Source organism: Pseudomonas sp. GW822-FHT01E03 (assembly GCF_058802985.1).
Map to the genome: position 1 here is coordinate 207,658 of NZ_JBXAOQ010000006.1, position 14,035 is coordinate 221,692.

At 51.8% G+C, this 14,035-nt stretch carries 9 protein-coding genes; 4 read left to right on the forward strand and 5 right to left on the reverse strand.

Features of this window, described 5'->3' with window-relative positions; genetic code table 11:
* Window positions 1-37: 37 nt before the first annotated feature.
* On the forward strand, window positions 38-3,130 hold the full coding sequence (locus tag AC1RP7_RS14260) for a TrlF family AAA-like ATPase (protein WP_493182019.1): 3,093 nt from the start codon (window positions 38-40) through the stop codon (window positions 3,128-3,130).
* A gap of 243 nt (window positions 3,131-3,373) precedes the next feature.
* Here AC1RP7_RS14260 and AC1RP7_RS14265 read toward each other — a convergent pair whose 3' ends face one another.
* Window positions 3,374-4,120, reverse strand: coding sequence for a GIY-YIG nuclease family protein (locus AC1RP7_RS14265; protein ID WP_493182021.1), 747 nt, complete (start codon window positions 4,118-4,120; stop codon window positions 3,374-3,376).
* A 648-nt stretch (window positions 4,121-4,768) separates the two neighbouring features.
* Window positions 4,769-5,473: a FadR/GntR family transcriptional regulator gene (locus tag AC1RP7_RS14270; RefSeq protein WP_493182023.1), complete on the reverse strand. Its 705-nt coding sequence runs from the start codon at window positions 5,471-5,473 to the stop codon at window positions 4,769-4,771.
* An 83-nt stretch (window positions 5,474-5,556) separates the two neighbouring features.
* Between AC1RP7_RS14270 and AC1RP7_RS14275 the strand changes: the two genes are divergently transcribed.
* The 3 genes from AC1RP7_RS14275 to AC1RP7_RS14285 all read left to right on the forward strand — a co-directional run bounded on the left by AC1RP7_RS14275 (window position 5,557) and on the right by AC1RP7_RS14285 (window position 10,095).
* The gene (locus tag AC1RP7_RS14275) at window positions 5,557-6,363 is read left to right on the forward strand and encodes a gamma-glutamyl-gamma-aminobutyrate hydrolase family protein (protein WP_493182024.1); all 807 of its coding nucleotides are present in this window, start codon (window positions 5,557-5,559) and stop codon (window positions 6,361-6,363) included.
* A 397-nt stretch (window positions 6,364-6,760) separates the two neighbouring features.
* The gene (locus AC1RP7_RS14280) at window positions 6,761-8,182 is read left to right on the forward strand and encodes an amino acid permease (RefSeq protein WP_493182025.1); all 1,422 of its coding nucleotides are present in this window, start codon (window positions 6,761-6,763) and stop codon (window positions 8,180-8,182) included.
* Between the two features lie 269 nt (window positions 8,183-8,451).
* Entirely contained in the window at window positions 8,452-10,095 is a 1,644-nt protein-coding gene (locus AC1RP7_RS14285) for an acetolactate synthase large subunit (protein ID WP_017337415.1), read from the forward strand.
* A gap of 133 nt (window positions 10,096-10,228) precedes the next feature.
* On the opposite strand, the gene AC1RP7_RS14290 is transcribed toward AC1RP7_RS14285, so the two are convergent.
* The 3 genes from AC1RP7_RS14290 to AC1RP7_RS14300 form a co-directional block, all read right to left on the reverse strand.
* The gene (locus tag AC1RP7_RS14290) at window positions 10,229-11,491 is read right to left on the reverse strand and encodes an OprD family porin (protein ID WP_493182027.1); all 1,263 of its coding nucleotides are present in this window, start codon (window positions 11,489-11,491) and stop codon (window positions 10,229-10,231) included.
* 122 nt (window positions 11,492-11,613) lie between these two features.
* Complete coding sequence (locus tag AC1RP7_RS14295) at window positions 11,614-13,266, reverse strand: AMP-binding protein (RefSeq protein WP_493182028.1); 1,653 nt, start codon at window positions 13,264-13,266, stop codon at window positions 11,614-11,616.
* Window positions 13,263-14,003: a nitroreductase gene (locus tag AC1RP7_RS14300; RefSeq protein WP_493182030.1), complete on the reverse strand. Its 741-nt coding sequence runs from the start codon at window positions 14,001-14,003 to the stop codon at window positions 13,263-13,265. Before AC1RP7_RS14300 ends, AC1RP7_RS14295 begins: the two co-directional genes overlap by 4 nt.
* Between the last annotated feature and the right edge of the window lie 32 nt (window positions 14,004-14,035).

Below are 14,035 nucleotides of genomic sequence, written 5' to 3' on the forward strand. Positions count from 1 at the left end.
ACGGGCAGGGGCAGTCCAACGCAATGGAAGGTGTGAAATGGCAATTCAAAGCGGCAGCGAACGCGGGTCAGTATGGCGTCAATGGGATTTGCATATTCACACGCCAGCTTCATTCGAATGGCGAGGAGCGAAGTTCGACCGGAAAGCCCCGGACTCAGCTGCGAACAAAGCGCTTGTTGATGAAATGATCAGAGCGCTTAACCAAGCGGAGCCCGCAGTTTTTGCCCTTATGGATTATTGGACGTTTGACGGATGGTTTGCGCTCAAGCGCAGATTGGCTGAGCCGGACGCCCCGAAGCTTACGAAGACCGTTTTCCCTGGCATAGAGCTAAGGCTCGCGGCTCCAATGAAAGGGCGTCTGAACGCTCACGTGCTTTTCTCAAACGAGATTGATGACCAGATCTTGAAAGATTTCATGGCTCATCTCCGTATCGCACTGAACGGCAGAATCTTGTCTGATGCAGCCCTTATAGCCTTTGCGCGAGAAGCACCTGAAGGTTTGCTGAAGCCGCATGGCATCAAACTCGAACAGATCGCAGATGATGATGAGCTGGCCTATGTGGCAGGCGCGAAAATCATCGAACTGACGTGTGAAAGCTATAAAGAAGCGATTGCTAAAGTCCCCGATGACCAGGCTATCGGTTTCATGCCCTACGACACCAACGATGGCTTGAGTGATGTGAAGTGGACCGAACACTATGCCTATTTTCTTGGGTTAGTCAGGTGCTCGCCCATTTTCGAAAGTCGGAACACTGATTTACGCTCGGCGTTCGTTGGAGAGAAAACGCCTGGCAATGCTGGGTTTTACGCGGGCATCAGGAAAGGCTTGAACGACGTCTCGCGGCTTGTTGTGGCAGGTAGTGACGCGCACTGCTTCGTAGGTGCGGGTAATCCTGACAAGCGTGGATATGGAGATTTTCCTTCAGACAAGAAAACTTGGATCAAAGCTGATCCCACCTTCCGGGGTTTGCAGCAGGCGATCCGAGAACCTGCGAAGCGTTCGTTCATAGGATTAACGCCTCCCAAGCTTGAGCACATTGCCGGAAACAAAACGAATTTCATCGACCAAGTCATGATCAACAAGGTGAAGGACTCTGTTTTGGCTTCACAGTGGCTGGGCGATGTGCATCTTCCTCTAAGTTCCGATCTGGTTGCGATCATCGGCAACAAGGGGAGTGGTAAAAGTGCCCTGGCCGATGTTCTGGCTCTTCTGGGCCATTCTCGGCAGACCAACCACTTCTCCTTCCTTCGCAAAGAAAGGTTTCGGGGCAAAAGTGGCGAGCCTGCCCGCCAGTTCGAAGGCTCTCTCGTCTGGCATGACGGGACCGTCACCATCTCCAATCTAAACATCGACCCACCTGCCGAGAAGGTGGAGATGGTGAGGTACATCCCACAAGGTCACTTTGAAGAACTCTGTAATGCCCATGTCACCGGCCAGTCCAATGCCTTCGAGGATGAGCTTCGGTCGGTCATTTTCTCTCATACCGACGACGCCATCCGATTAGGCGCATTGGATTTCAATCAGCTGATCGAGCAGCAAGAAAGCACCTTCCGCCTTCAACTAAACGAATTTCGAAAAGATCTCAAGAGGGTCAATCTTGAGATTGCAAGTTATGAAAATCAGCTGAATCCACTGATCAAAAAAAGCCTGGTCGAACAGCTGGGCCTCAAGCTGCGGCAGCTCGCCGATCACGAAGTCGTGAAGCCAGCGGAAATGGAAAAGCCATCTGCTGATCTATCACCTGATCAACAAGTGACAGCTGTGACTCTTGAAAAGATCGCTGCCGAACTCAAGCGTCTGGAAGAGGAGCGAACCGCAGCCAATGATGCGGCCTCTCAGCTGGCCGCCAAAAGCAAGGCTTTGAAGGATGTGAAAGAGCAGGTTCGGATGCTCCAACGCACTCATGACCAGTTTGTCGCAGACACGAGTAAAGACCTCGCCCTGTTAGGCGTGCCAGTTATCGACCTTGTGAAAGTCGAGATCAATTACGACCCGTTGGAGCAATTGGCAGAAGCGGTACTGGCTGACCAAGCCGCCGTAGGCACTAGCACCAAAGCGGGAGAAGATGCGCGTCAGAAATTGTTGGAGCAGCAGACCGAGGCCAAAGCGCGGCTGGATCAGCCGCAGCTGATTTATCAAAATTATCTGCTCGCGGTTGATGAGTGGCAGCGAAAGCATCAGGAGCTGGTTGGTACCGCAGATGCCCCGGAAACAGTGAAAGGGCTGGAGGCAAGGATCGCGCAGATCCAAGCTCTGCCGGAATTGCTGAAGACCCAGAGAGCTCACCGGCAAAAGCTAGCAGGTGATGTCTACGACATTCTTGATGAGCAACGACGGGCGAGAGAGGCCTTGTTCAAGCCGGTTCAGGAACTCATCCAGAGCAACAGCCTGATTCGCGACGAGTACAAGCTGGGGTTCAAAGCGAAACTCGGAGGCTCAATTGACGCCTTTGCCACCAGCCTGTTTAGCTTGCTGAAGCAGAACGTTGGTGAATTCCGAGGTGAAGATGAAAGCTTCAATACGATCAGGCGGTTGGGCGAAGCTGTGGACTTTGACAACCGTGAAGATGCGATCGCGTTTGCCCAAGACCTGCACGACAAGATTTCGGCAGCGGCAGCTACGATTGGAGAAAAAGTCGAGTACGGAATCGACTCAATGCTACGCAAAGACAAGAGCGCGAACGAGGTTTACGACCTGCTGTTCGATCTTTCGTATCTTGAGCCTCGGTATTCACTACTGTTTCAGGATGCAGAGATTGAGCAGCTCTCGCCTGGCCAAAGGGGCGCTCTGCTCCTGATTTTCTACCTGTTGGTGGACAAGGGACGTAACCCCATCATCCTGGATCAGCCGGAAGAGAACCTGGACAACGAGACGGTGGTGAGCCTTTTGGTGCCTGTTCTCACTGATGCTAAGAAACGTCGACAAATCATCATGGTCACGCACAACCCTAACCTTGCTGTTGTCTGCGATGCTGAGCAGATCATTTGGTCTCACTTCGACCGGGCGAACGGCCAGAAAATATCTTACACAGCAGGCGCCATAGAAAGTCCTGCTATCAACGGCCATGTAGTCAAGGTGCTGGAGGGGACAAAGCCTGCATTTGATAACCGTAGGTTCAAATACCACTGAGAAATAGTCGCCGCGCTTGGTCCATTCTGCAATTTGCTCGGCTCCTGAGGGAGTTGACGCTAAGGTTTGGGCCGGGTGATCTGCCATTTGCGAATGTCGACTATTGGCTGTGGATTCAACCGGTCGATGCAACACAACTAAATTCTGTGTACTCAGGAGCTGCGTTGCGCCGAGCTGAACCAGAGCCAGCATCTTACGATGGGAACGGGACACCTCGGTTTGAGTCGAGCTTTGACCCGACAATCAGAGAAAATTCGAGGATTTCAGTTTCTCTATTTTCAGATACGCATACTTGAACTGATGGATTGCCGGGAGCACTTCTGACTGGTAGACCGCCGCATAACGCTCACTCCTCTTCAGGAATTCTCGGCAGCTGTCTGCAAGCCCTTTCGGTGTAATCAGGGTGATTTCGGCCTGATCGACAACTTGCCCGGGCTCGAACGCCGAAACGCCAGTAACCATCAGGAAAGCCGAGGAGGGGGTAGGACGCGGCGCTCGAAGATTGAAAAGCTCCTCAAGGCCGACATCTTCAGCGACAAGCCCCTCACGCATCTTTAAACGGAGCGAAATGAACCGGTCGGTTTCGAGCAAACCGTCAATTCTTGCCTCCGTAACCAACTCCAGAATCTGTTCGACCTTCGCTCCGGTAGTCACGATGTTTCGGGCAACATTACCATAATCAAACATCACCTCTTCAGGTCGGAGCTTTCGAGTGTTTCCAATGGAGGCAGGGCTGCTTTGGGCAGCTTCGGCCAAGTTGTGAAGCACGTTCCACAGCGGCTTTTCGTCTACGATTGCACGCTGCTCTGCTTCAACCGCCTGGCTCCTGGTCTCAAAGTGTTCGATCTCGATGGAGGTAATAGTGCGCGCCCACTTTGAGTCGCGCATGTGCTGAGAAAGCCTGCGCGAGGCGCTCAGTGATATACCCACGTAGAGCAGTCGCTTTTCGGCATCAAAGTGCCGATATAGTGCTGTAAAATCCTGTCCCATCCCTTGTTTCCACTCGGCTCTGATTGGAACCTAATGGTAGCAAGGTGTGTTGAGCCTTGGGGTACAGCACCAGAAACCTAGCCAAATTTTTTAACGCCCCTAGGCAACATTAATACTCCATCTGGCTGTGATCATTGCGTTATCTTTTTCTGTTCGACAACGTCATTGGTCTGGCGAACAACATTCAAGAAATTTAAGTCCTGCTCTGTACTAGGCGTGTTACCCGCCAATGCGGGTCAGATGGGGTTCTTTCGCCCGGACTTCCCCGCCAGCGGTGGATAGGCTCCACTCTGTCGCTACAGACGGCAGCCGACCCATTGCTGTCACTCACCACGGGTGGCAATTGGCCGTAAGCGTCTATAGGCGAGTAAGTCCCGCAGCCTCGAGTTTTGACGCAGTGTTTCGAGCGCGCGTATCTGATCTGTCCATTTGATCAGCACTGATCTGACCAAGGAGGGGGACTGATGGATTTTGTGATTTCTTAAAGCGCATCGTTATTAGAAAGGCGATTGAATTGCCAGCCGGCCGCCGTCAAAAACTGACTCTGTTAGTGATTGCGGCCTTGCTCGAAGCCCGATTCTAAATACGGAAAGTGATGCACTATGACGTGCTCATTTATTCATGATATTAATATTATGTTAATTCTGTTTATAGTAACAGTGTAACCCAGGTAAAAGTATCTTCAGCATGGTTCAGCATGGCCTCTCTAGCGGCATTCCCATTACCCTGAACTATAGCGGTGATTATTGGGTCGTGGCTGAAACTAGTTAGATGTTTACTTCCTCGGGGTTTTTCTATGGCGAGAATTACTTCGGTAAGTATTCGCTGGATCTCAATTTCTCCGCGCAATAGATTGTCTGACTTTGAAGTTTCAGCAATCAAGCTATGGAGTCTTGCATCGGCAAAACGCACATCAGGGAATTTTGGTAGCAGTTGGTCAAATTGGTCGCCGGCAGTCTGTATAGCCACAAGCTCTTCCGGCGCTGCCCGACTCGCGGCGAGAAAACATGCCTCTCCTGAAATTGCTCGTCGCCAATCAGTCAGGTCTCGTAGTTCTGATTTGGTGAGAGGTGACTGACGTGCAGCTTCGGCAATGCGCTCCCCTACGTCATTGGTAACGAAAGTGCCGCCATTACGGCCTCTAACGGTTGCGAGCAGCCCCATATCTTTAAGTGCATTGAGAGCCACACGTACCGTCATTAGGGCAATGCCAAATCCTCGCGCCAGGTCGGTCTCAGGAGGGAGTTGATCCCCTGGGCGAAGCTCGCCCGTGAAGATTGCTTCCCGTAAGCGCAGCGCCACGAGGTCTGGAGCAGATCGAACTGATCCGGGAAGAGGGGATAGAAATTTCATTTGACCTCTAGAGTATAGATGTTAATCTCGTGATGCTTTCGCGGCCTGGTGCGCCGTATTTTCAGCTAGTTGACGAGGAAATCATGCCTGAAATGGCCAGTTCGACCAATAAGAACCTCTCAGTAGCCTCGGCAAAAATTCTTGTCGTTGGATCTTTGACCCCTCCAGATGCAGGCGAATGGCTTAAAAAAACGCTGCGCGAGCTTTCGGATGGAGTCTTCTCATCGATCCATCGAGGTGGAGCTGAGTATATTTTTGTGGATGCTTCTGCGGCGAATTCGTCATCAGAAGAGCTGCTCCGTCAAGCAGACGGGCTGTTGATTCTAGGAGGTGGGGACGCAGACCCAGCGTGCTACGGTCAAGACCCAATTGTCGAAACGATGTATGCGATCAACCCAAAAGCAGACCAATTTGAGCTCGACCTCATTCGACAAGGAAGTACTAAAAATCTGCCAATCCTTGGGATCTGCAGAGGTATGCAGCTGATCAATATCGCGTTTGGTGGAGAGCTAATTCAAGATATTGGCGCAGGGCTCCATAGTGGTACGGTTGATAACTCGGTTATGGTTTCTCACCCCGTCACGCTTACGTTAGGTTCGCGGCTGCAGTCAATATACTTGGATTGTGAAATCACGATCCGTTCCGGCCATCACCAGGCCGTTTTGCGGGTAGGTGAAGGGCTAACAGTCACTGCACGAGCAGCCGACGGCGTCGTAGAAGCTATCGAAGCAAACGAAAAAAATTGGATTGTTGGAGTGCAATGGCATCCAGAGGATCCAATGGCCTCACAAAGTGATCTCGACTTACTTATGGGCGCGTTCTTGAACGCAGCTCGTCAGAAAAATAGACCTCAATCTACGCTAACAAAAAATAAGACGTGTACCGTTTAAAGGTTTTTAGTGGAAGGCACTGCTCGTTTCAATGAGTTACCTATCATTGGATATCCAATGTTTTTTTTGTTGTAAGCAAGGCTGGATGGTTCTGCAATTTGGTAGTTCTCAAAGGAGCTTGATCTTGTGCAGGGGGAGACTTGTCTTAGGGGCTGGAGGTTTGGTGCCTAAGATTTGCGCTCTCTACAACTGGCATTTTGGCTGAGTATTGAGCTCAGGAAGGCGCTCTCAGTTTCGTTACGCATAAGGCGATTGTAGGAGTAAAGCCCTATATCCCTTTTGATAGTTGAATGCCAGTGGCTATGTGGTTTTAACAACGGCGCATATGGGTTTCCAGTTTGGTTTCGCATTTGTGCCTACGGCATTTTATTGTCTGGAAAAATAATAAGAGGTTATTATGGCTTGTGTTCTCGATGAATCAACGCAAGAGCCTGGTGTTGGTAATGAATTAAAACGTCGGCTTGAAAATCGCCACGTTCAACTGATATCTATTAGCGGAGCGATCGGTACTGGGTTGTTTATGGGGGCAGGAAAGGTTATTGCACTTTCTGGAACCTCTATCATCCTTGTTTATGCGATCATCGGTTTTTTTGTGTTCTGTGTCATGCGAGCGATGGGTGAGATGCTACTTTCCGATCTTCGCTTTAAGTCATTCGCAGATATTGTCGCGACGTACCTTGGAGCAGAAGTCGGCTTCGTGCTTGGTTGGTCTTATTGGCTAAGCTGGTGCGTGGCGGCAATTGCAGATATGGTCATGGTTGCTGGTTTTTTTCAATATTGGTATCCAGATGCCCCTACTTGGGCACCAGCAATTTTGACACTGTTCACGCTCGTCGGCTTGAATATGCTTGCTGTGAAGGTGTTTGGTGAGGTTGAGTTCTGGTTTGGTCTGATAAAGGTTGTTGCGATCGTTCTGTTAATTGTTACAGGGTTTGTATTGATTGCGATTTCTTATACTTCACCAAACGGCGTCACCGCTTCAATGTCTCATCTAATTGAACGAGGCAGCATGCTTCCCCATGGCATTAGTGGGTTCTTCGCTGGTTTTCAAATCGCCATATTCTCTTTCGCCGGAACCGAGCTAATCGGAACGACTGCGGCTGAGGCCAAGAGCCCAGAACGCACATTGAAAAAAGCAATAAATACAATTCCAGTTCGGATTGTTCTGTTTTATGTCCTTTCCCTGGCCTGTATCATCAGCGTGGTTTCGTGGGGGATGATACCTGCGAATAAAAGTCCATTTGTTGAGCTGTTTCTTCTCGCAGGGTTTCCTGCTGCTGCCGGGATGATCAACTTCGTTGTCATCACGTCAGCTGCTTCGTCAGCAAACAGTGGTATCTACTCTGGAGCGCGGATGCTTTTTGGCTTGTCCAAAAAAATGAATGCTCCTGTTTCACTTGGGCACGCAACAAAACAAGGAACGCCTGCTAACGCTATCATGTTTACCGGTGTCACTATCCTTGGTGGGCTGGCACTTCTTTTTGTCATTCCAGAAGTAATGACTATTTTTACTCTGGTCTCAACGGTGTCTGCAATCATCGTTCTTTTCACTTGGTCGATGATTACACTTTCCTACGTGGTATACAGGAAGAAAAATCCTGAATTGCACGAGAAATCTGAGTTCAAGTTCCGAGGGGGCATTCCTCTGGCGATTATCACTCAAGCGTTTCTCATGTTTGTACTCGGATTGCTTGCGCTGGAAGCAGACACTAGGGAAGCTTTATTTGCGATGCCGTTCTGGTTTATGTTTTTAGTTGTTGCCTATCGTTGGAAGTTTAAAGAAAAGTCGCGCAAAGCCATACCCAACTCATGTGCCTGAAGAGCGCGCGTCTAGTCAAGGACATGTTTGCAATCAGATCAGGTTTCAATCTGGCTAGATCACCATTATAGAGGGGTAGATCTTGTTAGCTTGTGATCAGTGCAATATGTCTCAGAGCACTTCTCGTATCGAGAAGGAAAAATGTTGATGCCGCGTCGGCCCATAACGACTAGCCAGCTATCTTTGCGTCGAGAATATCAAAAGGCCGGCGCATTCAATTAGAAATTGTACAAACGCGATCACGCGCTTACGGAAATCGAGGTGGATAAATGGCCAAGGCTGCAGATGTCGTCGTGCAATGCCTGGAAAACGAGGGTGTTGAATACGTGTTTGGCATTCCGGGAGAGGAAAACCTAGATCTTCTGGAGTCGTTGCGTCGTTCCAACATCAAACTGATCCTGACTCGTCACGAACAGTCGGCTGGTTTCATGGCTGCCACCTACGGTCGTCTGACTGGGAAGACGGGTGTCAGCCTATCGACCCTTGGGCCAGGGGCAACCAACCTGGTCACAGCAGGTGCCTATGCCTTTTTGGGGGGCATGCCGATGTTGATGATTACCGGCCAGAAGCCCATAAAGAAGTCTAAGCAGGGGCGCTTCCAGATCCTTGATGTAGTCGGCATGATGCAACCTTTGACCAAGTACACTCATCAGCTTGCGTCCGCCGACAATATTCCCTCACGTGTACGTGAAGCCTTCCGTCTGGCTGAGGAAGAGAAACCTGGTGCTGTGCATCTGGAACTTCCGGAAGACATCGCTGCCGAGCAAACCGATACCACGCCAATTATTCCGAGCCTCCACCGTCGTCCGCTGGCGGAGCATAAAGCGATTGAAGCTGCGGTTGAAAAGCTCCAGGCTGCTCGTAATCCGATTCTGGTGATCGGTGCTGGTGCTAATCGTAAGATGACCGCCAAGGTGCTTAAGCAGCTTATCGACAAGACTGGTATTCCATTCGTAACCACCCAAATGGGCAAAGGCGTGGTCGATGAGCGTCACCCGCGGTTCCTCGGTAACGCTGCGCTTTCGTCCGGTGACTTCGTCCACCGTGCTGTTGAGGCAGCGGACCTGATCGTCAATGTCGGCCATGACGTTATCGAGAAACCGCCGTTTTTTATGGTGCGTGGCGGAACTGAGGTGATTCACATCAACTTCCGCTCGGCCGAAGTTGATCCGGTGTATTTTCCTCAGATCGAAGTGGTGGGCGATATCGCCAATGCGGTCTGGCAGATCGAGGAGGCTCTACAGCCTCAGTCGCACTGGGATTTCAGTCGGCTGCTGGCGATCCGTGAAGCCAACGAGGCTCAGGTGATCGAGGGCGAGAACGACAACCGCTTTCCGATCTATCCACAACGCTTTGTCGCCGACGTGCGTCGTGCCCTGCCGTCCGAGGGCATCGTGGCTTTGGACAATGGTATCTACAAGATATGGTTTGCGCGTAACTACAAGGCCCATAGACCGAACACGGTGTTACTGGACAACGCTTTGGCGACCATGGGCGCGGGTTTACCTTCGGCGATGGCTGCGCACTTGGTCTACCCAGACCGGCCGGTTGTTGCAGTGTGCGGTGACGGTGGCTTCATGATGAACAGCCAGGAGCTGGAAACCGCCGTGCGCCTGAAGATGAATCTCACGGTCATCATTCTCCGCGACGATGGGTACGGCATGATCCGCTGGAAACAGTCGAACATGGGCTTTACCGATTTCGGCTTGGACTATGGCAATCCTGACTTCGTAATGTACGCACGGAGCTACGGTGCCAAGGGGTACCGAGTGGAAAGTGCCGAAGATTTCCTGCCACTTCTAGAACGCTGCATCAGCGAGCCAGGCGTGCATGTAATCGATTGCCCCGTAGATTATTCGGAGAACGATTTCATACTGAACAGCGAGCTCAAGAGGAGAAGCACGCTGGTTTGATACATCGAGTTGCGCCTTGTCATAGAGGTGGCACTTATCCACTGCCACCTCTGTTCTAGCTCATTAACAGCGACTCCGAAATATCGTGGCTCAACCGCACGCAGACGCTAAGTGCGGCCATCGACCGACCGCATCAGAATTTGAACGTGTATCGAAAAATCAGACGATTTTCATTGGCGCTATCGGCGTAAGTGGAGCGATTCGTGGAGTTGCGCCACTGGGCTGACACGTTCTTAAACAGACCGCTTTGTATGGTGTATGTGATGTCGGTAACGCGCTCCCACTCTTTACCATCTTGCCCTTGAGATCGCAGATTAGCAGCCTGGGTCGATCCCAAAAGTGTAGGATCGACCTCATCACCTTTAACATATTTCAGCCCCACAATGAGCCCCGGCAAACCGGTGGCTGCGAAATCGAAATCATAGCGAACTATCCAGACACGCTCGTTGGGTGCTGTAAAAGTACTGACCAACGACTCGCCAAATAGATAGGTATCAGCACCGTTAACCATGGCGAACGATGTTTCACCCCAGGCTTTCTGGAAGCCAACACCGAACGTATGGCCGCTCTGACGATAGGAGAGCAGTGTGCTGAGTGTGCGGTTGTCCACTTCGCCCAAGCTCTCATCCCCGGTTTCGCTGGCTGAAAAATATCGAAGGTCGGAGATCACCGAGCCGACGCCCAGCGCACGTTCGAACTTCAAACCGAAAAAATTCGAGCGGTAGAGGTCTTCCAGCTCGGCCACATGGTAGCTGAGCGAAAGTTGTGGCATCACTTTGTAGTCAAAGGCCAGATAGGTGTAGTGATCGGCCTTGACTGGTTTGTACCCAAAAGCAGTCAGTGACTCAAAGTCCGTCGAATTTCGCTGCTTCACGGCGTTAACTCGCAAGGCGCTGAAGCTTAGAGGCTCCAAGTCTTTTGATACCAGCATACCGCCGCGAAATACTTGCGGGAGCAGGCGGCTGTTATTGCTGGATAGCAGCGGGAGTACCGGGTTGAGGCCACCAATGCGTAGTTCACTGCGGCGTAGGCGTGCTTTGGCGGTTGGAATAAATTTGCTGTACTCGTCATCTACATTGCGCTGTGAATCAAAGGACAGTAGGCCCGATCCAGTTCGGTCTGGGCTGGAGTCCAGTTTTACCCCCAGAAGTCCGAGCGCATCGACGCCAAACCCAAGCGTGCCCTCAGTGAAGCCAGACTGTACATTCAAGATAAAGCCTTGAGCCCACTCATCACGTTTGGATTGGCTGGCCCCGTCGTTGCGAAAGTCACGGTTGTAGTAGAAGTTACGCAGTTCAAGGCTTGTTTGCGTATCCCTGATAAAGTCTGCAAAGGCGTTGGGAACCGCGCAAGTGAACAGGATTGCCGAGACCGACGTCATACTTGTTTTTGCCATCTCTAATGCACCATTTGTTGTTGTTTTTGGTGTTTGCAGCGCGCGCAACTCCCTGAGGGAATGACGCGACCGCGCTCCGCATGTTGATAGACTTGTGCAATGTGAAATCTTGTCGCGGGTTATCAGCCGCCTGAAGCCAGTCTTATGATTGCTTCACGACTTCCCGCTTGTTGGCGAAGAATGAACTTCTGGATTTTCCCGGTGGCTGTTTTCGGAAGCTCCATGAAGATCACCCGACCTGGGCACTTATAGCGGGCCAAGCGTGCCTGGCAATAAGCGATAAGTTCGGCTTCCGTAGGGGAGATGGCTTCGCTTTTCAGTTCGATAAAAGCGCAGGGTACTTCGCCCCATTTATCGTCTGGCTGAGCGACCACGGCGGCATGAAGTACCGCCGTATGACTATGGAGGATGTCTTCGATTTCGACGGAAGATATGTTTTCACCACCTGAAATAATGACGTCTTTGCAGCGGTCAGTGATCTGCATGTAGCCATCTGCATGAACCACCGCAACGTCACCGGTATGGAACCAGCCGCCCTCGAATGCCTGTTGCGTGGCTGTCGGGTTTTTCAGGTAACCCATCATCACGGTATTGCCTCGCAGCAGCAGTTCACCGGTGGTCTGGCCATCATGGGGGACGGGTTGTAGCGATTGCGCATCAGCGACCATCAAGCCTTCGAATGCTGCAGCACGTGCACCTTGTCGAACACGCATTTTCGCTTTCTCTTGGTCGGGGAGGTCATCCCATCCGTCCTGCCAGACGCAGCTAATCGGCGTGCCCGCTACTTCAGTAATGCCATACACATGGTCAACCTGGAACCCCATGGATACCACCGCGTCCAGCACAGTTGCAGGTGGTGGGGAACCTGCCGTCAATACGCGAACCGGGTGGGGAAGGGCGTGGGAATTGGATGCATTGGCGATCATGGCCATCACAGTGGGGGCTGCGCAGAAATGATTAACCTGGTGTTTGGCAATTGCGTCGAACACCGATTCTGCCGATACCTTGCGCAGGCACACATGTGTCCCAGCCGCAGCAGTGATCGCCCATGTAAAGCACCAACCGTTGGCGTGGAACATAGGTAACGTCCACAAGTATCGAGGTGCTTGAGGGAGCGACCAATTGGTCATCTGCAACAGGCTCATCAGGTAGGTACCACGGTGACTGACCACGACCCCTTTCGGGTCTCCCGTGGTACCTGAAGTGTAATTGAGGGCGATAGGTTGCCACTCGGTACTTGGCCAAACTCCTTCGAATGTCGCGTCGCCCTCGGCGAGAAGTGCTTCGTAGTCGAGTACCTGCGAGTCAGCACACACGGCGGCTAGGTGATCGCGAATGTTGATCAATGCTGGGCGGCATTCGAGTCGCTCAATTGCCGCACAGGCAACGGCCATGTATTCACAATCAACCAGCAGCAACTTGCATTCGCTGTGGCGCAAAATAAACGCGATGCCTTCGGCGTCCAAGCGATGGTTAATCGTGTTGAGGATGGCTCCTGACAACGGAATGCCGAAATGTGCCTCGACCATTGCTGGCGTGTTAGGCGATAGGATCGAAACTGTATCACCTGGATGGATGCCTCTTCCCTCCAGCGCCGAAGCGAGTTGATAGCAACGGTCGCGAGTTTGCGCCCAAGTCTGCTGTAGCTCGCCATGGAGGATAGCGATACGTTCAGGGTGAACCAAGGCGGCCCTATCCAAAAAACCGAGAGGGGTCAGAGGGACATGGTTCGCCGGACTTTGATCGAGTCCGTGTGCGTATGCGCCGGTAATCATGGACAGGTCTCCTTATTATTATGGTGAAAAGTGGTGAAGGCGCTGACTGGCTCACGAGCGGTGACCAGCGTGTTTTCAATGGACGTGGGATCGGCGTAGCCTAGGCTCATGCCGCAGACCAACATTTGCCCGGTTGGAATTCCCAGAATTTCTGAAATGACTTTGTGGTACTTGAGAAACGCGGCTTGCGGACATGTGTGCAAGCCTCGACCACGAGCCGCCACCATCACGCTTTGCAGGAACATGCCGTAATCCAGGAGGCTGCCCTGCTCAAGCACTTTGTCCATCGTAAACAGCAGGCCTATTGGTGCATCGAAGAACCGGTAATTGCGCCCGTGCTGTTGATGCATGCGTTGCTTGTCACCTTTGGCGATCCCCAGTAACCCATAGAGATCCCAGCCAACTTTACGCCTGCGATCTATGTAAGGTGTGACCCACTCTCGCGGGTAGTACTCGTAGGGGTCTTGCATATCGCTACTGAGCTGCAGATCGTTGTCGATGGCTTCGATCGCCATCGATAGACGCTCCTTCACATCACCGGTGACGACGTGAACGCGCCACGGCTGCATGTTGACCCCCGAGGCACTGAAGCGAGCTATATCCAGAATCGCTTCGATTTCTTCACGCGACACGGCCGTCGGCAGGAAGGCTCTGACACTGCGGCGTGAGGCGATTGCCCAGTCGACGGTGCGCTTTAGTTCTTGCGCTGACAGCGGCGGTAGTGACAAGCGATTCAATGGACACATCCTTCAACTGATTTGAGGCGGAC

Bases quoted from the DNA above. Each gene is read 5' to 3' on its own strand.
- AC1RP7_RS14260 (WP_493182019.1), top strand. From the start codon at position 38: ATGGCAATTCAAAGCGGCAGCGAACGCGGGTCAGTATGGCGTCAATGG.
- AC1RP7_RS14265 (WP_493182021.1), bottom strand. From the start codon at position 4,120: ATGGGACAGGATTTTACAGCACTATATCGGCACTTTGATGCCGAAAAG.
- AC1RP7_RS14270 (WP_493182023.1), bottom strand. From the start codon at position 5,473: ATGAAATTTCTATCCCCTCTTCCCGGATCAGTTCGATCTGCTCCAGAC.
- AC1RP7_RS14275 (WP_493182024.1), top strand. From the start codon at position 5,557: ATGCCTGAAATGGCCAGTTCGACCAATAAGAACCTCTCAGTAGCCTCG.
- AC1RP7_RS14280 (WP_493182025.1), top strand. From the start codon at position 6,761: ATGGCTTGTGTTCTCGATGAATCAACGCAAGAGCCTGGTGTTGGTAAT.
- AC1RP7_RS14285 (WP_017337415.1), top strand. From the start codon at position 8,452: ATGGCCAAGGCTGCAGATGTCGTCGTGCAATGCCTGGAAAACGAGGGT.
- AC1RP7_RS14290 (WP_493182027.1), bottom strand. From the start codon at position 11,491: ATGGCAAAAACAAGTATGACGTCGGTCTCGGCAATCCTGTTCACTTGC.
- AC1RP7_RS14295 (WP_493182028.1), bottom strand. From the start codon at position 13,266: ATGATTACCGGCGCATACGCACACGGACTCGATCAAAGTCCGGCGAAC.